General features: G+C 65.8%; 31 protein-coding genes. 28 read left to right on the forward strand and 3 right to left on the reverse strand.

The features are described 5' to 3' along the window. Positions 1 to 7: 7 nt before the first annotated feature. The gene (locus IPM60_06500; protein ID MBK8907546.1) at positions 8 to 646 is read right to left on the reverse strand and encodes an NYN domain-containing protein; all 639 of its coding nucleotides are present in this window, start codon (positions 644 to 646) and stop codon (positions 8 to 10) included. A 377-nt stretch (positions 647 to 1,023) separates the two neighbouring features. Between IPM60_06500 and IPM60_06505 the strand changes: the two genes are divergently transcribed. Both IPM60_06505 and IPM60_06510 read left to right on the forward strand, forming a co-directional pair. Continuing rightward, positions 1,024 to 3,201 carry a hypothetical protein gene (locus IPM60_06505; GenBank protein MBK8907547.1) on the forward strand — a complete coding sequence of 726 codons (2,178 nt, stop codon included), beginning with the start codon at positions 1,024 to 1,026 and terminating at the stop codon, positions 3,199 to 3,201. Positions 3,202 to 3,421: 220 nt separating this feature from the next. Next, positions 3,422 to 4,423, forward strand: a complete 1,002-nt coding sequence (locus IPM60_06510; GenBank protein ID MBK8907548.1) for a YihY/virulence factor BrkB family protein — start codon at positions 3,422 to 3,424, stop codon at positions 4,421 to 4,423. Between the two features lie 70 nt (positions 4,424 to 4,493). Here the strand turns inward: IPM60_06510 and IPM60_06515 are convergent, their stop codons facing one another. Both IPM60_06515 and IPM60_06520 read right to left on the reverse strand, forming a co-directional pair. Then, a complete protein-coding gene (locus IPM60_06515; protein ID MBK8907549.1) occupies positions 4,494 to 5,309 on the reverse strand; it encodes a hypothetical protein in 816 nt (271 codons plus the stop codon). 211 nt (positions 5,310 to 5,520) lie between these two features. Continuing rightward, positions 5,521 to 5,886, reverse strand: coding sequence for a DUF202 domain-containing protein (locus IPM60_06520; protein MBK8907550.1), 366 nt, complete (start codon positions 5,884 to 5,886; stop codon positions 5,521 to 5,523). Positions 5,887 to 6,483: 597 nt separating this feature from the next. Between IPM60_06520 and kdsA the strand changes: the two genes are divergently transcribed. The 26 genes from kdsA (at position 6,484) to IPM60_06650 (ending at position 21,841) form a co-directional block, all read left to right on the forward strand. Next, complete coding sequence (kdsA, locus tag IPM60_06525; GenBank protein ID MBK8907551.1) at positions 6,484 to 7,350, forward strand: 3-deoxy-8-phosphooctulonate synthase; 867 nt, start codon at positions 6,484 to 6,486, stop codon at positions 7,348 to 7,350. Between the two features lie 314 nt (positions 7,351 to 7,664). Then, a complete protein-coding gene (gene rpsL, locus IPM60_06530) occupies positions 7,665 to 8,036 on the forward strand; it encodes a 30S ribosomal protein S12 (protein MBK8907552.1) in 372 nt (123 codons plus the stop codon). Positions 8,037 to 8,059: 23 nt separating this feature from the next. Continuing rightward, complete coding sequence (gene rpsG / locus IPM60_06535) at positions 8,060 to 8,530, forward strand: 30S ribosomal protein S7 (GenBank protein MBK8907553.1); 471 nt, start codon at positions 8,060 to 8,062, stop codon at positions 8,528 to 8,530. A gap of 32 nt (positions 8,531 to 8,562) precedes the next feature. After that, entirely contained in the window at positions 8,563 to 10,641 is a 2,079-nt protein-coding gene (fusA, locus tag IPM60_06540) for an elongation factor G (GenBank protein ID MBK8907554.1), read from the forward strand. 49 nt (positions 10,642 to 10,690) lie between these two features. Next, positions 10,691 to 11,881, forward strand: a complete 1,191-nt coding sequence (tuf, locus tag IPM60_06545; protein MBK8907555.1) for an elongation factor Tu — start codon at positions 10,691 to 10,693, stop codon at positions 11,879 to 11,881. A gap of 60 nt (positions 11,882 to 11,941) precedes the next feature. Then, on the forward strand, positions 11,942 to 12,250 hold the full coding sequence (rpsJ, locus tag IPM60_06550) for a 30S ribosomal protein S10 (protein MBK8907556.1): 309 nt from the start codon (positions 11,942 to 11,944) through the stop codon (positions 12,248 to 12,250). Positions 12,251 to 12,284: 34 nt separating this feature from the next. Next, positions 12,285 to 13,022, forward strand: a complete 738-nt coding sequence (gene rplC / locus IPM60_06555) for a 50S ribosomal protein L3 (protein ID MBK8907557.1) — start codon at positions 12,285 to 12,287, stop codon at positions 13,020 to 13,022. A gap of 9 nt (positions 13,023 to 13,031) precedes the next feature. Continuing rightward, positions 13,032 to 13,652 (forward strand): 50S ribosomal protein L4, encoded by a 621-nt coding sequence (gene rplD / locus IPM60_06560; protein MBK8907558.1) that lies wholly within the window; start codon positions 13,032 to 13,034, stop codon positions 13,650 to 13,652. Then, complete coding sequence (locus IPM60_06565) at positions 13,649 to 13,975, forward strand: 50S ribosomal protein L23 (protein MBK8907559.1); 327 nt, start codon at positions 13,649 to 13,651, stop codon at positions 13,973 to 13,975. Before rplD ends, IPM60_06565 begins: the two co-directional genes overlap by 4 nt. A gap of 2 nt (positions 13,976 to 13,977) precedes the next feature. After that, positions 13,978 to 14,811: a 50S ribosomal protein L2 gene (rplB, locus tag IPM60_06570; protein MBK8907560.1), complete on the forward strand. Its 834-nt coding sequence runs from the start codon at positions 13,978 to 13,980 to the stop codon at positions 14,809 to 14,811. Positions 14,812 to 14,823: 12 nt separating this feature from the next. After that, entirely contained in the window at positions 14,824 to 15,102 is a 279-nt protein-coding gene (rpsS, locus tag IPM60_06575) for a 30S ribosomal protein S19 (GenBank protein MBK8907561.1), read from the forward strand. A 2-nt stretch (positions 15,103 to 15,104) separates the two neighbouring features. Then, positions 15,105 to 15,488: a 50S ribosomal protein L22 gene (gene rplV / locus IPM60_06580; protein ID MBK8907562.1), complete on the forward strand. Its 384-nt coding sequence runs from the start codon at positions 15,105 to 15,107 to the stop codon at positions 15,486 to 15,488. Continuing rightward, a complete protein-coding gene (gene rpsC / locus IPM60_06585; GenBank protein MBK8907563.1) occupies positions 15,488 to 16,165 on the forward strand; it encodes a 30S ribosomal protein S3 in 678 nt (225 codons plus the stop codon). Before rplV ends, rpsC begins: the two co-directional genes overlap by 1 nt. Before the next feature lie 58 nt (positions 16,166 to 16,223). Next, positions 16,224 to 16,643: a 50S ribosomal protein L16 gene (rplP, locus tag IPM60_06590; GenBank protein ID MBK8907564.1), complete on the forward strand. Its 420-nt coding sequence runs from the start codon at positions 16,224 to 16,226 to the stop codon at positions 16,641 to 16,643. A gap of 4 nt (positions 16,644 to 16,647) precedes the next feature. Next, positions 16,648 to 16,863: a 50S ribosomal protein L29 gene (gene rpmC, locus IPM60_06595; GenBank protein ID MBK8907565.1), complete on the forward strand. Its 216-nt coding sequence runs from the start codon at positions 16,648 to 16,650 to the stop codon at positions 16,861 to 16,863. 52 nt (positions 16,864 to 16,915) lie between these two features. Further along, entirely contained in the window at positions 16,916 to 17,158 is a 243-nt protein-coding gene (gene rpsQ / locus IPM60_06600; protein ID MBK8907566.1) for a 30S ribosomal protein S17, read from the forward strand. Positions 17,159 to 17,274: 116 nt separating this feature from the next. Next, entirely contained in the window at positions 17,275 to 17,643 is a 369-nt protein-coding gene (gene rplN, locus IPM60_06605) for a 50S ribosomal protein L14 (protein MBK8907567.1), read from the forward strand. Continuing rightward, complete coding sequence (gene rplX, locus IPM60_06610) at positions 17,644 to 17,961, forward strand: 50S ribosomal protein L24 (protein ID MBK8907568.1); 318 nt, start codon at positions 17,644 to 17,646, stop codon at positions 17,959 to 17,961. It abuts the gene before it with no gap. 11 nt (positions 17,962 to 17,972) lie between these two features. Continuing rightward, entirely contained in the window at positions 17,973 to 18,512 is a 540-nt protein-coding gene (rplE, locus tag IPM60_06615) for a 50S ribosomal protein L5 (protein ID MBK8907569.1), read from the forward strand. A gap of 46 nt (positions 18,513 to 18,558) precedes the next feature. Beyond that, positions 18,559 to 18,864 (forward strand): 30S ribosomal protein S14, encoded by a 306-nt coding sequence (gene rpsN / locus IPM60_06620; GenBank protein MBK8907570.1) that lies wholly within the window; start codon positions 18,559 to 18,561, stop codon positions 18,862 to 18,864. Between the two features lie 33 nt (positions 18,865 to 18,897). After that, on the forward strand, positions 18,898 to 19,296 hold the full coding sequence (gene rpsH / locus IPM60_06625; GenBank protein ID MBK8907571.1) for a 30S ribosomal protein S8: 399 nt from the start codon (positions 18,898 to 18,900) through the stop codon (positions 19,294 to 19,296). Positions 19,297 to 19,432: 136 nt separating this feature from the next. After that, positions 19,433 to 19,966 carry a 50S ribosomal protein L6 gene (gene rplF, locus IPM60_06630; protein ID MBK8907572.1) on the forward strand — a complete coding sequence of 178 codons (534 nt, stop codon included), beginning with the start codon at positions 19,433 to 19,435 and terminating at the stop codon, positions 19,964 to 19,966. A 2-nt stretch (positions 19,967 to 19,968) separates the two neighbouring features. Continuing rightward, positions 19,969 to 20,331, forward strand: a complete 363-nt coding sequence (rplR, locus tag IPM60_06635) for a 50S ribosomal protein L18 (GenBank protein ID MBK8907573.1) — start codon at positions 19,969 to 19,971, stop codon at positions 20,329 to 20,331. Positions 20,332 to 20,343: 12 nt separating this feature from the next. Further along, positions 20,344 to 20,928 (forward strand): 30S ribosomal protein S5, encoded by a 585-nt coding sequence (gene rpsE / locus IPM60_06640; GenBank protein MBK8907574.1) that lies wholly within the window; start codon positions 20,344 to 20,346, stop codon positions 20,926 to 20,928. Positions 20,929 to 20,932: 4 nt separating this feature from the next. Beyond that, positions 20,933 to 21,130 carry a 50S ribosomal protein L30 gene (gene rpmD, locus IPM60_06645; protein MBK8907575.1) on the forward strand — a complete coding sequence of 66 codons (198 nt, stop codon included), beginning with the start codon at positions 20,933 to 20,935 and terminating at the stop codon, positions 21,128 to 21,130. Between the two features lie 39 nt (positions 21,131 to 21,169). Continuing rightward, the gene (locus IPM60_06650; GenBank protein MBK8907576.1) at positions 21,170 to 21,841 is read left to right on the forward strand and encodes a 50S ribosomal protein L15; all 672 of its coding nucleotides are present in this window, start codon (positions 21,170 to 21,172) and stop codon (positions 21,839 to 21,841) included. The last annotated feature ends 9 nt before the right edge of the window (positions 21,842 to 21,850 follow it).

Here is a 21,850-nt window from a genome sequence, read left to right on the forward strand (position 1 = left end):
GCAATGGTCACCGGGGCGAAGTTTCAAGCACAACATCCGAATGCTGCTTGAGTTCGACGCGCACTCCATGTCCCATAGCCTCGAGAATCACTTTGACACCCTCCCGACGAACGAACTTGAAGGCCGGGACGAAGTCCGAATCGCCGGTGACCACGATCACGGCCCGCACGCTCTCTCGCAGCGCCAAACGCGCCATGTCCATGCCGACCCTCATGTCGACACCTTTCTGAGAGATGTCGGGAACGAAGTCGTCGTCCTTGAGCGGGCGAGCATCTTGAACAAGTTTTCGAGCGACGCTCGGTTTGATCCGCCACCTCTCGGGGGAGAGGACAACGTGCCCCATTCTCAAAGCGAAGTAGGGCTTCAGCACCAGTTGGTCGAAGAAACTTTGCGAGCCTCGAAACCGATCGGTGGTGGCGAGATCGTACTTTGCACCGCTGACCGGCCGCTTGACCTGTTCGGATGAAGGATAAGCGTCGTAGTAGTAGATACGCAGAAGCTCGTAGTCCGTGACCTCCGGCACTGACCGCAGTCGATTGCAAAGGCCGACCACGTCGTCTGCCGTGGGGTGTCGTTTTAGTTCCGAATAGAGCTTCTTGGTGACGAAACCGCCATCGAGAAGAATGGCGTAGAGCGGACGGAGCATAGAGCTGGCCAGAATCGCTGGAGCCGGCCCACTCCCGAGCACCGAAGTGCACCCGCATCGCGGGGCGTCGGAATGAACCGGCTCACAGGTCTATTCGTTCAAGGGCACGATCCGCCCATGCATCTAAGAATAGGCCTCCGTTCAGCGGATGCAAGGCATTCGGCCGGATCTAAGCTCCCCTCATTCATCCGCGCCGCCATCACCCAGTTCCGGCGGGTGTAGGGCAGGGCGGCGAACTGTCGACGAAGTACGATGCCCTCTGCAGTGGCACTTTTCGGCCTGCTGCTACTATTGCTTGACGAGGGTGCGGCATCGTGGCAGCGTCGTCAACAAGCGCATGGCATGATGCTATAGCGGAATGAAGAGGCGGGACAAACTTGAAACACAAGCACGAATGTTTGATGGTGGTCGCGGCTTTGGCGCTGGCGTTGGGCGTAGCCGGTCCGGCGGCGGCACAGGTGGTGGATCTCGGAGCAGACGGTTCCGACGGCCAGGACGGAGTGCCGGGGACACGCGGTCAGGACGGCCAGCCGGGACAACCGGGCGGTGATGCCTTTGCCAACGGCGCCACGGTCTCGGCCACGGCGATAGGTGGTGATGGCGGTGCTGGCGGCAACGGCGGAGCAGGTATTCCATCGGATTACAACGACGGCGAAGGCGCAGTTGGCGGACGCGGCGGCGACGCTATTGCCGAAGCCAGCGGCACGTCGCGCCCCAGCCACTCCGCAACCGCCATCGGCGGCACCGGCGGCATCAGCGGTGTCGGAAGCGGCCATAATACCACCGGCGGTGCGGGCGGCGACGCGGAGGCGATCGCCATCACGTCCACGACCGTCGTGGGCGCAAGCGCGGACGCCAGGGCGACGGGAGGTCATGGAGCAGACGGCAATGGCCGACCTCCGGGCTCCGCCGCCGGCGCCGGCGGAGGAGCCGACGCCATCGCAGTGGCGACCGCTACTGATGCCGATGCGACGGCCGTAGCGCATTCCGCTGGTGGCGCAGGCGGTGAGGGCGCGCCTTATAACAGCGCGGGCCATGGCGGTAGTGCTGCCTCTGAAGCGCGAGCCAAAGTTCGTAGCGGGACATCGACTGCTCTTTCGTCCGCGGTTGGTGGAGTTGGTGGTCAAGGCGAGGCGAGCGAGATACCGGGTCGCGGAGGCGAGGCCCTATCCGAAGCGGTGGCTGAGGCCAGGCGCGGCGCAGCGCACGCGGATGCCATGGCTACGGGAGGTAGCCAAGAAGGTAGAGGCGGATCGTACCCTGGCAACAAGGGCGGCGATGCCGTGGCTCGATCCACGGCGATCGTCGGCAAAGGCCTCGGAACGGCCACGGCCCGTGCGAACGGGGGCGTTCCCGTCTTCGGCAGCGGTGCCGATGCCAACGCGAAGGCCACGACGAAGGTCGAAGCCGGTAGCGCCGTCGCCAGCGCGCTGGCGCGAGGCAGTGACGCAGCGGGGTATATTGGCGGGGGATATGAACTCGATGGGGGTCAAGCCGCAGCGGTGGCTGAGGCGCGGGGCACCGATCACGTGCGAGCAGTGGCCGAGGCGGATGGCGGCGACGCCAACGAAGCTGATCTCGAGCACGGCTTCGGCGGTGCAGCATCGGCACGCGCGTTCGGCAAAAACGGTCGCTTCACGGACGTTCGGGCCAAAGCGGCCGGTGGTGCCGGGGGCGACAATGGCTTTTCTTGGGGCGATCCATCCGGAGACGGCGGCAATGCCGACGCACATGCAGAAGGGAGCGGGCGGGGACGCATATCGGCAGTCGCCGAAGCCGAGGGCGGACTTGGCGGCTCCGGGTGCTGTGACTGGAACATGCGCGCCGCACCTGCCGGGCTCCCCGGATCGGCCGATGCGCAGGCGGTGGCACGCGGGCCGGCGGGGTCGGTGACGGCGCATGCGGCGGCCGACGGCCCGGTGCGCAACGTCGCCAAGGCCGGGGCGGCGATCTTCCGGCCGCACTCGGTGTTCGGCGGGGCGGGCGCCAGCCCGCAGACCGGCGCCATCGCCTACGGCAGCCTGTTTCCCGGCGCCAAAGGTCCGGCCGACGTTCGCGGCGCCTCGCGGGTGACGGTCGCGGCCGGAACGCTGGGCGCCGGATTTACTCTCGGCAGCGACGATCGCCACACTCATACCAGCCGGCTCGACTTCGCCGCCGACGTGGCGTCCTTAATCGCCGCTGCGCCAGTTCTGCGGCTCGACCTGCTCAGTGCCGCGGTCGACGGTGCTGCGAGCGCGATCGAGCGCATCAAGTTCGCGGTCGATGTGGAAGGCGGCGCCGTCAGCTTCGAGCGGGTGTTCACCGACGTTGCGGCGGCGCTGGCGTACTTCAGCGGCACGACGGAACGGCTCGGCGACATGGGGACCTACGTCAGCGCCGACGGCATCCTCGACATCGCCTTCGCCCTCGACATCACCGGCCAAGGCGGCGACGGTGCCTTCACCACCGACTTCCAGGTGCGGGCGACGCCGCTGCCGGCGGCCGTCTGGATGTTCCTCACGGCATTGGCGACGTTGGTCGGCGTCGGCAAGTGGCGGAGGCAGGCGGCCTGAGGCCACGAGATTAGCGAACGCAGCGCCTGCGGACGGCGGAGCGGCTTGCTCAACCCGAGCGCTCCGCCGCTCGTTTTTCAGAGAACGGTTGCAGTGTGTCTTGATCCGGTGGAACTTCCACCGGATCAAGACGTTGCGCCTTCGCGCCGAAACGTTCGCACGCCGCTTGCGCACATCGCCCAGAGAGTGACGTGTTGCAACTCCACCCGAGGAGGCTGTGATGGTTGCGCTGAGACGGAAGAGCAAAGACAAGGCGGATGAACCGAAGCAGCCCTCCGGCCGCTCTGCTGCGCGGCCGTCGCAGATTCCCCGGCGGGGGTGGCGGGAGATATTGTGGCGGGTGAAGGACGAGGTGTCGCGGGACAACGTCGATCTGATCGCCGCCGGCGTCGCCTTCTACGGGCTGCTGGCCATCTTCCCCGGCATCGCCGCCCTGGTCGCCATCTTCGGCCTGGTCATGGACCCGGCGACGGTTCAGGCCCAGATGCAGCAACTCACCGGCATGATTCCCGAGGCCGGGCGCTCGATCATCGAAGGCCAACTCACCGCCGTCGCCGCCAAGCCGGCGCAGAGCCTCGGCCTGGTCGCCATCGGCAGCATCCTGCTCGCCTTGTGGTCCGCCACCAAGGGCACCAAGGCGCTGATGAGGGCCCTCAACATCACCTACCGCGAAGACGAGAAGCGCAACTTCCTCAAGTTCAACGCGACCGCCCTCTTGCTCACTCTCGGCGCGATCATCGGCACCATCGTCACCCTGGCGCTCATCGTGGTGGTGCCGGCTTTGCTTGACAGTGTCGGGGGCAATCTCGGCCTCGGCGATGCGGCGCAGTGGCTGATCTCCGTCCTTCGCTGGCCGATCTTGCTGGTTCTGGCGATGATCGCGTTCGCCGCCCTCTATCGCTACGGGCCGAGCCGCCGGGCGCCGCGCTGGCGCTGGGTGAGCTGGGGAGCGTCCGGGGCGGTGATCCTCTGGGTCGGTGTTTCCATGCTGTTCTCATGGTACGTGTCCGCGTTCGACAGCTACAACGAGACGTACGGTTCGCTCGGCGCCGTGGTCATTCTGCTGATGTGGTTCTACATCAGCGCCTATGTCTTTCTGCTAGCTGCCGAGATCAACGCCGAGATGGAGCACCAGACCGCGAAGGACACCACCGTGGGGGCGGAGAAGCCGCTGGGCAAGCGCGGCGCGTTCGCCGCCGACCACGCCGCAGGCCGCAGCTGAGGGACGGCGCCTCCACTGTCTCGTAAAGCGACCGGCTGTCGTCTGCGCTCAACGGCATCGGTGGCGGGTGCTACGCCGCGGTCTTGCGTCGGCGACGCGCCGCGATCATGCCGAGCGCGCCGAAAGCCGTCGCGGCGAGCGGCAGGCTCGCGGGCAGGGGGGTGGCGTAGACCCTGTACTGATGGTAGCTATCATGGCCGGCTTGGTCCGCCGTTGCCCACGCGTCGACCGTGGTGATGTCTCGGCGCATGCCCGGAGGCAGGCTCGGCACCAGCAAAGCTTGATCCAGGTTCTTGATCTCGGCCTTCAAGTGGAACGAGGCGCCGACGCCGTGACCGACTTCATGGCGGGCGACCGTGACCAGGTCGAAGCGGTCGTCTGCCGGACCGCCGCTGAGCGCCTTGTTGTAGCGCGCGCTGTTCATGGTCTTGCCGTCGATCGTGGCGCGCTTCGTTCTCAGCGGGCCGAACTCCTGGTTCTTGAAGGGCGTCTTGTCGATAAACCAGTCCCGTCTCTTGTTGTTGAAGACCAATGTCGCCTTCTTCCCGGAAACGGTCGTCTGTCCGAGAACCTTGTATTCGAGCGTGCCCCAGCCGAAATTCAAGAGCACCCGATCCTTGTCGGTGATCGCCGTCTCCCAAACCTGCTCGGCGTTCTTCATGACGCCACCCAGCGATCCGCCTCCCGAATACCCCTTGGGCACGCCGCCGGCCTTGCCGCCGGCGAGCGGGAACGTCTGGCCGTACTTCACCTGGTTGAGTTCGATCGACAAGGAGAACGCCGGCGTCGTCATCAGCATTAGAGCGCCCGCCGTGAGCAGGGCAAAACCGCGCCACAGACCGGGCCGGATCCAGGGGCCGATCCTGGAGTTGGAAGGGAAAGTCATTATCGCTTCCTTTCTGAACCGCGCGTTACTGAACCGCAGGCGCATGAATACAATCATTTTCCTGGTCTATACCACCACTGCGCGTGGATGGGAAGTGCTCCGGAGCATCGCCTCCGTTCCATGGCGGGCGCCGGCGTTTGCCCGCAGATCGGAACCGAGGAAAGCCTGGTGCACGGGCCAGTCGAATGATTCGGGCGCAAGCACCAGGTCTCTAGAAAAACCACAAGACCATTCCGGCGATGACGGCAGCAGCGGCCGCCAGAGCGACGAGGATGACCGGTATCGCTACCGGCAGCTTCGGCAGCGTATGCGGGTCGAGGCGGCGGAGCGCCCGCAGATACTCGCGGAGGCTGAAGAGAAATATGCCGATTGCGAGGGTGATGAGACACGTGGCGCCCGCCTTGGAGATCCATACGGGATCGGTATCCGGGAACAACCGCTCGAAGGCCACGCCGACCGCGAGCCCGCCGAGCCCGGTGCGGAGCCAGGCGGCGAACGTCCTTTCGATCGCGAGCAGATTGCGATCCTCCGCCAACGCGTTGCGGTCACTGGCGGGGTCCTGACCGGGCTGGCTCATTCGCGACTCAGTTCTTAAGGGCGGCCGAGCGAAGCATGATCCGCCAGATGCAGTGCGGCGCTGCCCCTGCACCGCACCCGATGCGCCCATTCTAGGCCGTCCGGCACACGGGTCCATGCTTTCCCTGGCTTTCTTGCCGCGGCCGCGGTTTGTCGTTGCGGATGGCGGCGGAACCGGTCAAGTCTTGGCAATGACGCAGGATGGACGGGGTTTAGTAGTACGAGGTTTCGAGGATTTGACATTGCGCGCGCGGAAAGGCTCATTATCCTTGATATCGGCGCGGGTGCGCCGGCAGCAGGCAGCGCGCATGCCGATCGCCGCCGCCGGCACACAAGCTCTAGTTGAATCGTTGCGTGGCAGTGCGTTAAGCAGTGTTTTGCATACATTTGCATACATCTGCATACGCCGCGCACCGCGGATTCGGACACATTTTCCACTGAATCAAGGCGTTAGCCTGGACTCAGTGGCGCCGAATCGACCCTTTCCGCCACTTTACCGGGCAGAATCACCGCAACGGAACGGGCGGCGGCGCTTTCTCTGCAACCTAAGCCTGATTTCCGCCGGCCACGACCCGCTGATCCCCGCGGCGGCCCGATCATGAACGCGCCGCGACGCGTCCCCGTCGGATCCGTCACGATCGGCAACGATCTGCCGCTGGTGCTCATCGCCGGCCCGTGCGCGATGGAGAGCCGCGGCCACGCCCTGGAGTGCGCCCATGCCTTGGCCGAGATGGCGCGGCGCCTCGGGCTCGGACTGATCTACAAGACGTCCTTCGACAAGGCCAACCGCACCAGTCTCGGCGGCGCGCGCGGCGTCGGCATGGCGGCGGCGCTGCCGGTGATGGCGGAGATCCGCGCCGTGACCGGACTTCCGGTGCTGACCGACGTTCACACCGCCGAGCAGTGCGCGCCCGTGGCGGAAGCGGTGGACGTGCTGCAGATCCCCGCCTTCCTTTGCCGCCAGACCGATTTGCTCGTCGCCGCCGCCGTCGCCGGTCGTGCGGTGAACGTCAAGAAGGGCCAGTTCCTGGCTCCCTGGGACATGGCGAGCGTGGTCGCCAAGATCCGCGACTCCGGCAACGACCATGTGCTGGTCACCGAACGCGGCGCCAGCTTCGGGTACAACACGCTGGTCAGCGACATGCGGGCGCTGCCGATTCTGGCGGCGACCGGCTGCCCGGTGGTGTTCGACGCCACCCACTCGGTGCAGCAGCCGGGGGGCAAGGGAACCGCATCGGGCGGCGACCGCCGCTTCGCCCCGGTTCTGGCCCGCGCCGCCGCCGCCGTCGGCGTTGCGGCAGTGTTCATCGAGACCCACCCCGATCCCGACCGCGCGCCGTCCGACGGCCCCAACATGATCGCCATGCGGGATCTGCCGGCGATCCTCCAGGTGCTCATTGAGTTGGACCGCATCGCCAAGGCAAATCCGGTGCGCCTGGACGAGCAAGGCTCGCGTCCTGGATAAGAGACGAGCAAGGCTCGCGTCCCGCGTAAGAGGCGCGTCGGCGAACTGACGCGGTAAGAAATTAGAAGGTTTTGTTGCTTGACGCACCGGAGAGCCGCCCATAGTATCCGGCTCTCGTCGCTGACGGACCGGTGGTGAGCCGCACGGCTCAGACGCGGTCCGGAACGCTTACGAATACATGGGTACCGAGCCCGCTCATCGAAGCGCTGGGAGAGATCGTTTGTCTCCTCCCGGCTTTGGCGTCGTCGGAAACCGATGCGCCGAAGCGGTCTTGGTTTGAGATCATACCTGGAAGGACTGCCGGGAACGGGCCTATGCCAACGATCAACCAACTCGTCCGCGGTGCGCGCAAATCGCCTGCAGTCCGCAACAAGGTTCCGGCGCTCGAGCAGTGTCCGCAGAAGCGCGGCGTCTGCACGCGCGTCTACACCACCACGCCGAAGAAGCCGAACTCGGCGCTTCGCAAGGTGGCGCGCGTGCGCCTGACCAACGGTTTCGAGGTCACCAGCTACATCCCTGGCGAGGGGCACAACCTGCAGGAACACTCGGTGGTGCTGATTCGTGGCGGCCGCGTCAAAGACCTGCCCGGCGTCCGCTACCACATCATTCGCGGCACCCTCGACACCCAGGGCGTCTCCAACCGCCGTCAGCGCCGATCCAAGTACGGCGCCAAGCGGCCCAAGTAGGTCTCGGTCAGGAAAAGCCCGCCATGTCCCGCCGCCACGCCGCCGAAGTCCGCCAGATCCTGCCGGATCCGAAGTACGGGGACGTCGTCCTCACGAAATTCACCAACGGCCTGATGCTGCAAGGCAAGAAGTCCGTTGCGGAACGCATCGTCTATGGCGCGTTCGACGTGATCGAGAAGAAGACCCGTCAGGATCCGCTCAAGGTGTTCCACGACGCCATCGAGAACGTCAAACCGCAGGTCGAGGTGCGGTCGCGCCGGGTCGGCGGCGCCACGTATCAGGTGCCGGTGGAAGTGCGCGCGCTGCGCCGTCAGTCGCTCGCCATCCGCTGGCTGGTCGACCTGTCGCGCAGGCGTTCGGAGACCACCATGGTGGATCGTCTGGCCGCGGAGCTGATGGACGCAGCCAACAGCCGCGGCGCGGCGGTGAAGAAACGCGAGGACACCCATCGGATGGCGGAGGCCAACAAGGCCTTCTCCCATTACCGCTGGTAGTCCCGGTCCTAGTCGCAGAACGGTTTACGGCCATGCCGCGCACAACCCCCCTCGATCGTTATCGCAACATCGGCATCATGGCTCACATCGATGCCGGCAAGACGACGACGACCGAGCGCATCCTCTTCTACACCGGACGGTCCTACAAGATCGGCGAGGTCCACGAGGGCACCGCCACCATGGACTGGATGGAGCAGGAGCAGGAGCGGGGCATCACGATCACGTCGGCGGCGACCACCTGCTCGTGGCGCGAACACCGCATCAACATCATCGACACCCCGGGTCACGTGGACTTCACCATCGAGGTGGAGCGCAGCCTGCGGGTGCTCGACGGCGCGGTCACCGTGTTCGATGGCGTTGCCGGGGTCGAGCCGCAGTCGGAGACGGTGTGGCGGCAGGCCGACAAATACGGGGTGCCGCGGCTCTGCTTCGTCAACAAGCTGGATCGCATGGGCGCGGACTACTTTCGCTGTATCGACATGATCCGCGAGCGCCTCGGCGCCCTGCCGGTGGTTTTGCAGTTGCCGATCGGCAGCGAGCAGGATTTCGCCGGCGTGGTCGACCTGCTGCGCATGAAGGGCATTGTCTGGAAGGACGAATCCCTCGGGGCGGAGTTCGTGGTTGGTGACATTCCTGCCGACCTTGCGGACCAGGCGGCGGACTACCGGCATCGGCTGATCGAGGCCGTGGTCGAACAGGACGAAGCGGCGCTGGAAGCCTATCTGGAAGGCAACGAGCCCGATGAAGCGACCCTGATCCGCTGCATCCGGAAGGGCACCATCGGCAACGTCTTCGTCCCGGTCGTGTGCGGCACCGCATTCAAGAACAAAGGCGTGCAGCCGCTGCTCGACGCGGTCGTCGACTTCCTTCCGTCGCCGACCGACGTGGAGGCGATCAAGGGGGTAAAGCACGGCACGGACGACGAGATCAAACGCCACAACTCGGACGAGGAGCCGTTCTCGGCGCTGGCGTTCAAGATCATGAGCGATCCGTTCGTCGGCAGCCTGACGTTCATTCGCATCTATTCCGGCGTCGTCAACACGGGCGACATGATCCGCAACACCATCAAGGAAAAGCAGGAACGGGTCGGCCGCATGCTGTTGATGCACGCGAACACCCGCGAGGACATCAAGGAAGCGCGATCCGGCGACATCGTAGCCTTGGCCGGCCTCAAGCAGACCACCACCGGCGACACGCTGTGCGATCCGAAGCATCCGGTGGTGCTCGAGCGCATGGAGTTTCCGGAGCCAGTGATCGAGGTCGCGGTCGAGCCGAAGACCAAGGGCGACCAGGAAAAGATGGGCGTCGCGCTCTCCCGCCTCGCCAGCGAAGACCCGTCGTTCCGGGTGACCTCCGATCCCGAGAGCGGGCAGACGGTCATCAAGGGCATGGGCGAGTTGCACCTGGAGATCCTCGTCGACCGCATGAAGCGGGAATACAAGGTAGACGCCAACGTCGGCGCGCCGCAGGTGGCCTATCGCGAGACCATCTCGCGGCACTACGAGGTGGACTACACCCACAAGAAACAGACCGGCGGCGCCGGCCAGTTTGCGCGGGTCGAGATTCATTTCGATCCGCTGGAGCCGGGCTCCGGTTTCCAGTTCGAAAGCGCCGTAGTCGGCGGATCCGTGCCGCGGGAGTTCATTCCGGGGGTGCAGAAGGGCCTGACTTTGGCGCGCGAATCGGGCGTTCTAACCGGGTTCCCGGTGATCGACTTCAAGGCGACGCTGGTCGATGGCGCGTCGCACGACGTCGACTCCAGCGTGCTGGCCTTCGAGATCGCGGCGCGGGCAGCGTTCCGCGAGGGCATGGCCAAGGCCGGGCCCAAGCTGCTGGAGCCGCTGATGCGGGTCGAGGTGGTGACGCCGGAGGACTACATGGGCGACATCATCGGCGACCTCAACAGCCGCCGCGGCCAGATCTCGAACATGGACCAGCGCGGCAACGCGCGGGTGATCACGGCGCTGGTGCCGCTCTCGAACATGTTCGGGTACGTCAATACGCTGCGCTCGATGAGTCAGGGGCGCGCCCAGTACCACATGGAATTTGACCGCTACGCGGAAGTTCCGCAGCAAATCTCGGAGGAAGTCCGGCAACGGCTGGCAGGATAACGGCTGGCAGGTTATTGCCGGAACACACGGTAACGGAGCAGCGACAGTCATGGCGAAGGCGAAGTTTCAGCGGACGAAGCCGCACTGCAATGTTGGGACGATTGGTCATGTGGATCATGGCAAGACGACGTTGACGGCGGCGATCACCAAGATTTTGGCGGAGACGGGTGGGGCGTCGTTCATTCCGTTCGACCAGATCGACAAGGCGCCGGAGGAGAAGGCGCGCGGGATCACGATTTCGACGGCGCATGTGGAGTACGAGACGGCGAACCGGCACTATGCGCATGTGGATTGTCCGGGCCATGCGGACTACGTGAAGAACATGATCACGGGCGCGGCGCAGATGGACGGGGCGATCTTGGTGGTGTCGGCGGCGGACGGGCCGATGCCGCAGACCCGCGAGCACATTCTTCTGGCGCGCCAGGTGGGTGTTCCGGCGATTGTTGTGTATTTGAACAAGGTGGACCAGGTCGACGATCCGGAGCTTTTGGAGCTGGTGGAGCTGGAGCTTCGGGAGCTTTTGTCGAGCTATGATTTTCCGGGGGACGACATTCCGATCGTCAAGGGCTCGGCGCTGTTTGCTTTGGAGGGCGGCGACCGGACGATGGGCAAGAGCTCGATCCTGGAGCTGATGGAGGCGGTTGACAGCTACATTCCGCAGCCGGAGCGGCCCAAGGACCAGCCGTTCCTGATGCCGATCGAAGACGTGTTCTCGATCTCCGGGCGCGGCACGGTGGTGACCGGCCGGGTCGAGCGCGGCATCATCAAGGTCGGCGAGGAGGTGGCGATCGTCGGCATCCGGCCGACGACCAAGACGATCTGCACGGGCGTCGAGATGTTCCGGAAGCTTCTGGATCAGGGCGAGGCGGGCGACAACATCGGGGTTCTTCTGCGCGGCACCAAGCGCGACGACGTGGAGCGCGGCCAGGTTCTGGCCAAGCCGGGGACGATCACGCCGCACACCAAGTTCTCGTGCGAGGCGTACATCCTGACGAAGGACGAGGGCGGCCGCCACACGCCGTTCTTCGCCAACTACCGCCCGCAGTTCTACTTCCGGACCACGGACGTGACCGGGACGGTGAACCTGCCGTCGGGGACGGAGATGGTGATGCCGGGGGACAACATCTCGATGGAGGTGCAACTCATCTCGCCGATCGCCATGGACGAGGGGCTCCGCTTCGCCATCCGCGAGGGCGGCCGCACCGTCGGCGCCGGCGTCGTCGCCAAGATCATCGAATAGCAGATTAGCGGGCCCGGCCGGGGAAGCATCGGCCGCAACAGGGAGACCAGGGTTTCGGACATGGAAAACCAGAACATTCGCATCGGGCTCAAGGCGTTCGATCATCGCGTGCTCGATCAGTCGGCGCGCGAGATCGTCAACACCGCCCGTCGCACCGGTGCGCAGGTCATCGGTCCGATCCCGCTCCCGACCCGCATGGAGCGCTTCACGGTGCTGCGCTCGCCGCACATCGACAAGAAGTCGCGGGAGCAGTTCGAGATCCGCACCCACAAGCGGGTGCTCGATATCGTTGATCCGACGCCGCAGACCGTCGACGCGCTCATGAAGCTGGACCTCGCCGCCGGGGTCGACGTGGAAATCAAGCTGTAAAGAACACATCGGCCGAACGGACCTGGACTTGATCATGCGCACCGGACTGATCGCACAAAAACTCGGCATGTCGCGCGTCTTTCGCGACGACGGCACCCATGTGCCCGTGACCGTGCTGAAGGTGGACGCCTGCCAGGTGGTGGCGCAGCGGACGGCCGAGCGCGACGGGTATTGGGCGCTGCAGCTCGGCTGCGGCACGGCCAAGGTCAAGAACGTCACCAAGCCGCAGCGCGGCCACTTCGCCAAGGCGAAAGTCGAGCCGAAGCGTTACTTGGCGGAGTTTCGGGTTGAACAGGACGGGCTGGTCGATGTCGGCGCCGAACTCAGCGCCGATCATTTCGTTGCCGGGCAGCGGGTCGACGTGACCGGCACCTCGCTCGGCAAGGGCTTCGCGGGCGGCATGAAGCGGCATGGCTTCCATGGATTGCGGGCGTCCCACGGCGTCTCCATCAGCCATCGCAGCCTTGGCTCGACCGGCCAGTGTCAGGATCCGGGCAAGGTGTTCAAGGGCAAGAAGATGGCCGGGCAAATGGGTAACAAGCGGGCGACCGTCCACAGTCTCACGGTCGCGCAAACCGATGCCGATCGTGGCTTGATCTTCGTGGCCGGCGCGGTGCCGGGCTCGGACGGCGGCTATGTGCTGATCAGGGACGCCGTCAAGCGGCGGATGCCAGAGGGCCTTCCCTTCCCGGCGGCGATCCGCGGCGCCAATGGAGATGCGCCGCCGCCTGCCGAGGCGACGGCCGCCGACGGCGCGGGCGTGCAGGAATAGGACGGAACGATGCAGTGCGACGTCGTCAATTTTGAGAACGAGACCGTGGATACGGTGGAGCTCGACGAGGCCGTATTCGGCGTCGCCGTGCGCCCTGACATCCTCGCCCGCTGCGTCAACTGGCAGTTGGCGAAGCGGCGCGCCGGCACCCACAAGGTCAAGTCCCGGAACGAGGTCGCGCTGACCTCGGCCAAGCCGTTCCGCCAGAAGGGTACCGGCCGGGCGCGGCAGGGCTCGCGCAAGGGGCCGCATCAACGGGGCGGTGGCGTCGCCTTCGGTCCGAAGGTGCGCGACCACGCCCATGACCTGCCGAAGAAGGTGCGGCGTCTCGCGCTCAAGACGGCGTTGTCGGCCAAGTGCGCGGCCGGCGATCTGGTGGTGCTGGACACGGCGCAGATGAGCGAACCGAAGACCCGGATTCTGGCTGACTATGCCAAGTCGCTCGGCTGGCGGTCGGTCCTGGTGATCGACGGCGATGCGGTGGACGCCGGCTTCGCCCGAGCGGCGCGCAATCTGGTGGGCGTCGACGTGCTGCCGACGCGCGGCGCCAACGTCTACGACATCCTGCGCCGGAACACCCTGGTGCTGACCCGGGCTGCGGTCGACAAGCTGGTGGAGCGGTTGAAATGACCAAGCGATATATTCGTGCTCCCATCAGTCTCAGTACGGAACGAAAGTACGAGATCATCCGGCGGCCGGTGATCACCGAAAAAGCGACAGTGATCGGCGAATTCAATCAGGTCACCTTCAAGGTGGCGCTCGACGCCAGCAAGCCGGAGATCAAGGCGGCGGTCGAGGACCTGTTCAAGGTCAAGGTCAAGGCGGTCAACACTTTGCGCAGCAAGGGCAAGACCAAGCGCTTCAAGGGCCGGCCCGGGCGGCGGGTCGACACAAAGAAGGCGATCGTCACCCTTGTCGAGGGCGATTCCATCGACGTGACGACGGGGCTGTAGCAATGGCACTGAAACAGCATAAGCCGGTAACACCGGGCCGCCGCGGACTGGTCCTGGTCGATCGCTCGACGCTCTGGAAGGGCAAGCCGGAGAAGTCGCTGACCGAGGGTCTGCACAAGCACGCCGGCCGCAACAATCTCGGTCGCATCACGGCGCGGCGTCGGGGCGGCGGCCACAAGCGGCGCTATCGACTGGTCGATTTCCGGCGCACCCGGTTCGATGTGCCGGCGACCGTGGAGCGCCTGGAGTACGATCCGATCCGCACTGCGTTCATCGCCCTGATCAAGTACGAGGACGGGGAACTCGCCTACATCCTGGCGCCGCAGCGCCTGGCGGTTGGGGATCAGGTGCTGTCGGCGCGGCAAGCGGACATCAAGCCCGGCAACGCCATGCCGATGCAGAACATTCCGGTCGGGACCATCATCCACAATGTGGAGATGAAGCTCGGCCGCGGCGGCCAGATCGCTCGCGCCGCCGGCACCTACGCCCAGCTCATCGGCAAGGACCAGGGCTACGCCCAGCTCCGCCTCTCGTCGGGCGAGTTGCGGATGGTGCGGGCGGAGTGCATGGCGACCATCGGCGCCGTTTCCAATCCGGATCAGCAGAACGTCAAGCTCGGCAAGGCGGGGCGCAACCGGTGGCTCGGTAAGCGGCCGGCCGTGCGCGGCGTGGCGATGAACCCGGTTGACCATCCGCACGGCGGCGGCGAAGGCCGCACTTCGGGCGGCCGCCATCCGGTCACGCCCTGGGGCAAGCCGACCAAGGGCAAGCGGACCCGCAACAACAAGAAGACGGACGCGCTGATCATTCGCCGCCGTCACAGCAAGAAGAGATAGAGGAGAGCGGTCGTGCCGCGTTCAGTTTGGAAAGGCCCGTTCGTGGACGGCTATCTGTTGAAGAAGGCCGAGAAGGTGCATGGCTCCGGACGCAAGGAGGTGATCCGTACCTGGTCGCGGCGCTCTACCATCCTGCCGCAGTTCGTCGGTCTGACCTTCGGCGTCTACAACGGCCGCAAGTTCGTGCCGGTGCTGGTGACCGAGAACATGGTCGGTCACAAGTTCGGCGAGTTCTCGCCAAGCCGGACCTTCCACGGCCACGCTGCCGACAAGAAAGCAAGGAGAGCCTGATCATGGGCAAGCCGGCTGCCGAACGGGCGCTGGGGGACAACGAGGCCTTGGCCTGCGCCCGCCATATCCGCACCAGCCCGCGCAAGCTGAACCTGGTGGCGGAGAGCATTCGCGGCTTGAGCTGCGGCCGGGCGCTGGCGGAACTTCAGTTCAACCGTCGGCGCGTCGCCGGCGAGGTGCGGAAGGTCTTGCAGTCGGCCATCGCCAACGCCGAAAACAACCACTACCTCGACGTGGACCGGTTGTTCGTCGCCGAGGCGACGGTGGGCCGGACCATGGTGATGAAGCGCTTTAGGCCGCGAGCCCGCGGCCGGGTCGGGCGCATCGAGAAGCCGTTCAGCAACTTGCGGGTGGTGGTGCGCGAGCGCGCGGAGGATTACGACTGATGGGCCACAAGGTTAATCCGATAGGGCTGCGCCTCGGCATCAACCGCACGTGGGATTCGCGGTGGTTCGCCGACGAAAGCTACGCTGGTCTGCTGCACGAGGACCTGAAGATCCGGGCGCTGTTGCGCAAGCGCCTGGCGCAGGCCGGCGTGTCGCGGATCATCATCGAGCGGCCGGCGAAGAGGGCCCGCATCACCATCCACACGGCGCGGCCGGGGGTGGTGATCGGCAAGAAGGGCGCCGACATCGAGAAGCTGCGGCGGGAATTGTCGACGATGACCGGCGCCGACGTGCACCTCAACATCGTCGAGATCCGCAAGCCGGAGACCGAGGCGCAGCTTGTCGCCGAAAACGTGGCGCAGCAGTTGGAGCGGCGGGTGTCGACGCGCCGCGCGATGAAGCGGGCGGTGCAATCGGCGATGCGGCTCGGCGCCCAAGGCATCCGCATCAACTGCGCCGGGCGTCTCGGCGGCGCCGAGATCGCGCGCTCCGTCTGGTACCGCGAGGGGAGGGTGCCGCTGCACACGCTGCGCGCTCACCTGGACTACGGCGAGGCGATGGCCAAGACCACCTATGGCGTCTGCGGCGTCAAGGTGTGGGTCTACAAGGGCGATATCCTGGCCCACGATCCCATGGCGCTCGACAAGCGCGCTCAAGAACAACAACCGAGCCGCTAGCGATGCCCGATAAAGCGACGGCGACGGCGACGGCCAACAAGGTAAGCGACGGCACATCATGCTGAGTCCAAAACGCACGAAATACCGCAAGCAACAGAAGGGACGGGTTCGCGGTCTGGCGTCCAGCGGCACCGAACTCAACTTCGGTGCGTTTGGTCTCAAGGCCACGACCACGGGGCGGATCACCGCGCGGCAGATCGAGGCTGCGCGGCGCGCCATCACCCGCCACATGCGCCGTACCGGCCGCGTCTGGATCCGCGTCTTCCCCGATGTTCCGGTGTCCAGCAAGCCCGCAGAGGTGCGCATGGGCGGCGGCAAGGGCGCGCCCGAGTTCTGGATCTCCAAGGTCAAGCCGGGGCGGATCATGTTCGAGGTCGACGGCGTCCCGGCGCTCGTCGCCCGCGAGGCGTTCCGGCTTGCGGCGGCCAAGCTGCCGTGCCGGACACGGTTCGTGGCGCGCATGGGCGAGGAGGTCTGAGCCGGTGAAGAGTCAGGATTTGAAGTCCAGGAGCGACGACGAGTTGAAGGACCAGTTGCTGCAGTTGCGGAAAGAGTCCTTCAACCTGCGCTTCCAGGCCGCCAGCGGCCAGTTGGAGAACACCGCCCGCCGACGCCAGGTGCGCCGTGACATCGCGCGGGTCAAGACGATTTTGGGCGAGCGTCGCGTGCGGAGCCAGCCGGCTCCGGCGGCGTCGTGACGGCCTCGCGACGAGGGCCGCGCCAGTTTGAGAGAGAACCGGAGAGAGACGAATGCCAAGGCGAGTGATGCACGGGTTGGTGGTCAGCGACCGCATGGATAAGACGGTCGTCGTCAGTGTGGAGCGCCGCGTCATGCATCCGCTGTATAAGAAGATCGTCCGCCGCTCGAAGAAGTACCTGGCCCACGATGAGGCCAACGCGGTCAAGATCGGCGACCGCGTGCGGATCCGCGAGTGCCGGCCGCTGTCGAAACGCAAGTGCTGGGAAGTTCTGAGCGAGGCCGAAACCGGCTGAGCAGCGCCGGGACGCGCCGTGCGCGGCCCACCGCAGCCGAACGACGCTGGACTGAACCGGCCTGGGCGAAGCCGAGCCCAACCGGATGATGTCCGCGCCAATGAAGGAAGACGGGGATGATACAGGTAGAGACCGACTTGGATGTCGCGGACAACTCGGGCGCCCGCCGCGTGCGGTGCATTCGCGTGCTCGGCGGCTCCAGGCGCCGGTTCGCAGGAGTCGGTGATGTCATCGTCGTCACCGTCAAGGAGGCCATTCCCCGCGGTCGGGTCAAGAAGGGCGACGTGCTGCAGGCCGTGGTGGTGCGCACCGCCAAGGACGTGCGCCGCGCCGATGGCTCGGCGATCCGCTTCGACCGCAATGCGGCGGTGTTGATCAACAAACAGGGCGAGCCGGTCGGCACCCGCATTTTCGGCCCGGTCACGCGCGAGCTCAGGTCCAGAGGATACATGAAGATCATCTCTCTGGCCCCGGAGGTTCTGTAGATGGCGAGCAAGATCAGAAAGGGCGATCGCGTAGTCGTGCTCACCGGGCGCGGCAAGGGGCGGACCGGCGAGGTCCTGAAAATGATGCCGAAGGAGGAGCGCGCGATCGTTCAGGGCGTCAACATGGTCAAGCGGCATACGCGGCCGACCCAGACGACCCAGGGCGGCATCGTCGAGAAGGAGGCGCCGGTTCATGTGTCGAACCTGGCGCACGCGGATCCGGGCGACGGCAAGCCGACGCGGGTCGGGTTCAAGTTCCTCGATGACGGCCGCAAGGTCCGGTTCGCCAAGCGTTCCGGCGAGATCATCGACAGGTAGCGGAGAGCCCGATGGCACGCCTCAAGGAACACTACGTCAAGACCGTGCGCCCGGCGATGGTCGAGCAGTTCACGTATGCGAACCCGATGCAGGTGCCGCGGCTCACCAAGATCGTCCTCAACATGGGGGTAGGCGAGGGGGCTCAGGACCGCAAAAGGGTGGACGCAGCGGTCAGCGACATGACCCTGATCGCCGGCCAGAAGCCGGTGGTGAACCACGCCCGCAAGTCCGTGGCGCAGTTCAAGCTGCGGGAGGGCATGGCGATCGGCTGCAGGGTGACGCTTCGCCGCGACCGCATGTACGAGTTTCTCGACCGCCTGGTGACGATTGCGCTGCCGCGGGTGCGGGACTTCCGCGGCTTGTCGCGCAAGAGCTTCGACGGGCGCGGCAACTTCGCGATGGGCATCAAGGAGCAGATCATCTTTCCGGAGATCGACTACGACAAGGTCGATCAGATCCGCGGCCTCGACGTGGTGATCTGCACGACCGCGAAAACCAATGCCGAGGCGTTGGCCTTGCTGAAGGCGTTCGACATGCCGTTCAGCAACTAGGCGCTAAAGCAACAAGGCCGTTCAGCAATTGGAAGGAAACTGAAGCATGGCGAAGAAGAGCCTCATCGAGCGGGGTAAGAAGCGCGAGCGCATGGCGAAGCGGTTCGCCGGCAAGCGGGCGCGCCTCAAGGCCGCCGCCAGCGATGAGTCCCTGCCCATGGAAGAGCAGTTTCGGGCGCGCCTCAAGCTTGCGGCGCTGCCGCGCAATTCGGCGCCGGTCCGCATCCGTCTTCGGTGCGAGTTGACGGGCCGTCCCCGCGGCAACTATCGCAAATTCAAGCTGTCCAGGATCGCGCTGCGCGACCTGGCGTCGACCGGTCAGATCCCCGGCATGGTCAAGTCGAGCTGGTAGACGACCGGGCGACAGGAGGAGAGAGAACGCACAATGTCGATGACGGATCCCCTCGGCGACATGTTGACCCGCATCCGCAACGGCCAGCGGGCGCGCAAGACGATGGTGGTGGCACCTGCGTCTCGGCTGCGAAGCCACGTGCTCGATGTCTTGGAGCGGGAGGGCTACATCCGCGGGCATTCGCAGTACGAGGTGCGCCCCGGAATCGGCGAGATCAAGATCGAGCTCAAGTACCATGAAGGTGAGCCGGTGATTCGCCAGATCAGCCGCGTCTCCAAGCCGGGCCGGCGCGTGTACGCGAAGATCAAGGACTTGCCGCGGGTGTACAACGGGCTTGGGATTTCCATCCTGTCTACTCCGCGGGGCGTCCTGTCCGATGCCGAAGCGCGGCAGCAGAACGTCGGCGGCGAGGTTCTGTGCCAGGTATTCTAGAAGCGGCTAGCGCACATGCCCATTGGAATGGTTCAGTGGAATCGGTCGTCGTGTGCACAAGCATCAAGAGGTTACGTGCAGCACTGGTGCATTCTTCGAACGCGCCGCTGCACTGGAGCACGAAGGAACGAGCGTAATGTCGCGAGTCGGTAGCAGTCCCATCACGGTGCCGAACGGCGTCGAGGTGGCGATCGACGGGATCGTGGTCAAGGTCAAGGGCAAGCTCGGTGAGTTAGCGACGCGCCTGACCGACGACGTGGAGGTTCAGCAGGAGGGCGCACAAGTCGTCGTGCGGCCGCGGAACGACTCCAAGCGCGCCCGCATGATGTGGGGAACGGCGCGAGCGCTGATCTACAATCTGGTGATCGGGGTCACTGCCGGATTCACGCGCCGGCTCGAGTTGCAAGGGGTCGGCTACCGGGCACAGATGCAGGGCAAGGATGTGGTCCTGCAGTTGGGCTACAGCCACGAGATCCGCTATCCGGCGCCGGAAGGCATCACCATCGCCTGTCCGGACCAGACCCACATCGTGGTGTCCGGCGCCGACAAGCAGAAGGTCGGTCAGGTGGCGGCCGAGATCCGCTCGTTCCGCAAGGTCGAGCCGTACAAGGGCAAGGGCGTCCGGTACGACGACGAGTTCGTTCGACGCAAGGAAGGCAAGAAGAAGTAGCAATGACAACCAAATCCGAGTTGTTTGGGCGCCGCCGGCGCCGCACCCGCTACCGGCTCCGCCAGCGATCCAGCGAGCGGCCGCGGCTGTCCGTGTTCCGGTCCTCGAAGCACATCTATGCCCAGGTGATCGACGACCGCCAGGGGCGCACCGTCGCCGCTGCGTCCACCCTTGAAAGCGACGTCAAGAGCAAGATCGGCACCGGCGCCGATCGCGCCGCCGCCAAGGCCGTCGGCGCGTTGGTGGCCGAACGGGCGCTGGCGGCCGGCGTGACGGAGGTGGTTTTCGACCGTGGCGGCTATCGCTACCATGGCCGGGTGCAGGCGCTGGCCGACGCCGCGCGCGAGACCGGGCTGAAGTTTTAGGGAGTTAGAGGCATGGCGCGCAGACCCTCGTCCCGGCGCGATGAAAGCCGGAGGGAGCAACCCGAAGAGTCCGAGTTCAAGGACAAGCTCGTGCACATCAACCGTGTCGCCAAGGTGGTCAAGGGCGGTCGGCGGTTCTCGTTCGCGGCCCTTGTGGTGGTCGGAGACGGTCGCGGCCGCGTCGGCTTCGGCACCGGCAAGGCGCGCGAGGTGCCCGAAGCCATCCGCAAGGCAACGGATCGCGCCAAGTACACCATGGTGCGCGTGCCTCTCCGCGACGGGCGAACCCTGCACCACGACGTGGGCGGCCATTACGGCGCCGGCAAGGTCGTGTTGCGGGCGGCGCCGGCCGGCACGGGCATCATCGCCGGCGGGCCGATGCGCGCGGTGTTCGAGACCATGGGCGTTCAGGACGTGGTGGCGAAATCGCTGGGTACTGCCAACCCGTACAACATGGTGCGCGCCACTTTCGACGCTCTGACCAATTGCGCTTCGCCCCGTCAGGTGGCCAGCAAGCGCGGCAAGAAGGTCAGCGAGATCGTCTCTCGGCGCAGCGAGCCCGGCAGCGCGCCGCCGGCCACCGCGGCGCGAGGGTGAGCCCATGGCAAACACTTCAACGAGCCGCATTCGCGTCACCCAGGTGCAGAGCCCGATCGGGCGCAGGGGTGATCAGCGGGCGACCCTGATCGGTCTCGGGCTCAACAAGTTGCATCGCAGCCGCGAGCTGCAGGACACTCCGGCGGTGCGCGGCATGGTCAACAAGATCCGGCATCTGGTTCGGGTTGAAGAGGTCTCCTAACGCTGCGGTACCGCGGTCAAGACCGAGGAACGGACGACAATGAAACTCAACGAGATCCGTGACAATCCAGGCGCCCGCACGCCGCGCAAGCGGGTCGGGCGCGGCATCGGCTCCGGCCTTGGGAAGACCGCCGGCAAGGGCCACAAGGGTCAGAAGGCGCGGAGCGGCAGCGGTCCCCGCATCGGCTTCGAGGGCGGCCAGATGCCGCTCTACCGCCGCCTGCCGAAGCGTGGCTTCAAGAAGCCGAACCGGCGGGAATTCGTGGAGATCAACCTCGGCATCCTGGAGCGCGCGTTGGATGCGGGCAAGCTCGATGCGGGTGCAGCGATCGACGAAGCGGCCATGCAGAAGGCCGGGCTGTTTCGCCGGCGCCGCGACGGTGTCCGCCTGCTCGCGAAGGGGGAGCTGACGAAAGCCTTGCAGGTGACGGTGACCGGCGCATCGAAGGGCGCGATCGCGGCCGTGGAGAAAGCGGGCGGCAGCGTCACGGTGAGTGGTGGTGACCCCGGTACGGCAACCGACACTGAGGCGGCTCCGTCAGAGCCGGCTGCGGACGCGCCGCCGGCCGGCGACAAGCCGACAGAGTCATCCGGCGGCAAGCCGGCAAAGTCATCCGGCGACAAGCCGACAGAGTCATCCGGCGACAAGCCGACGGAGTCATCCGGCGGCAAGCCGGCCGAGTCATCCGGCGACAAGCCGAAAAAGTCATAGGGCGAAACG

The sequence above is a fragment of the Rhodospirillales bacterium genome (assembly GCA_016710335.1).
Classification (GTDB): Bacteria; Pseudomonadota; Alphaproteobacteria; order Rhodospirillales; family Defluviicoccaceae; genus JADJXQ01.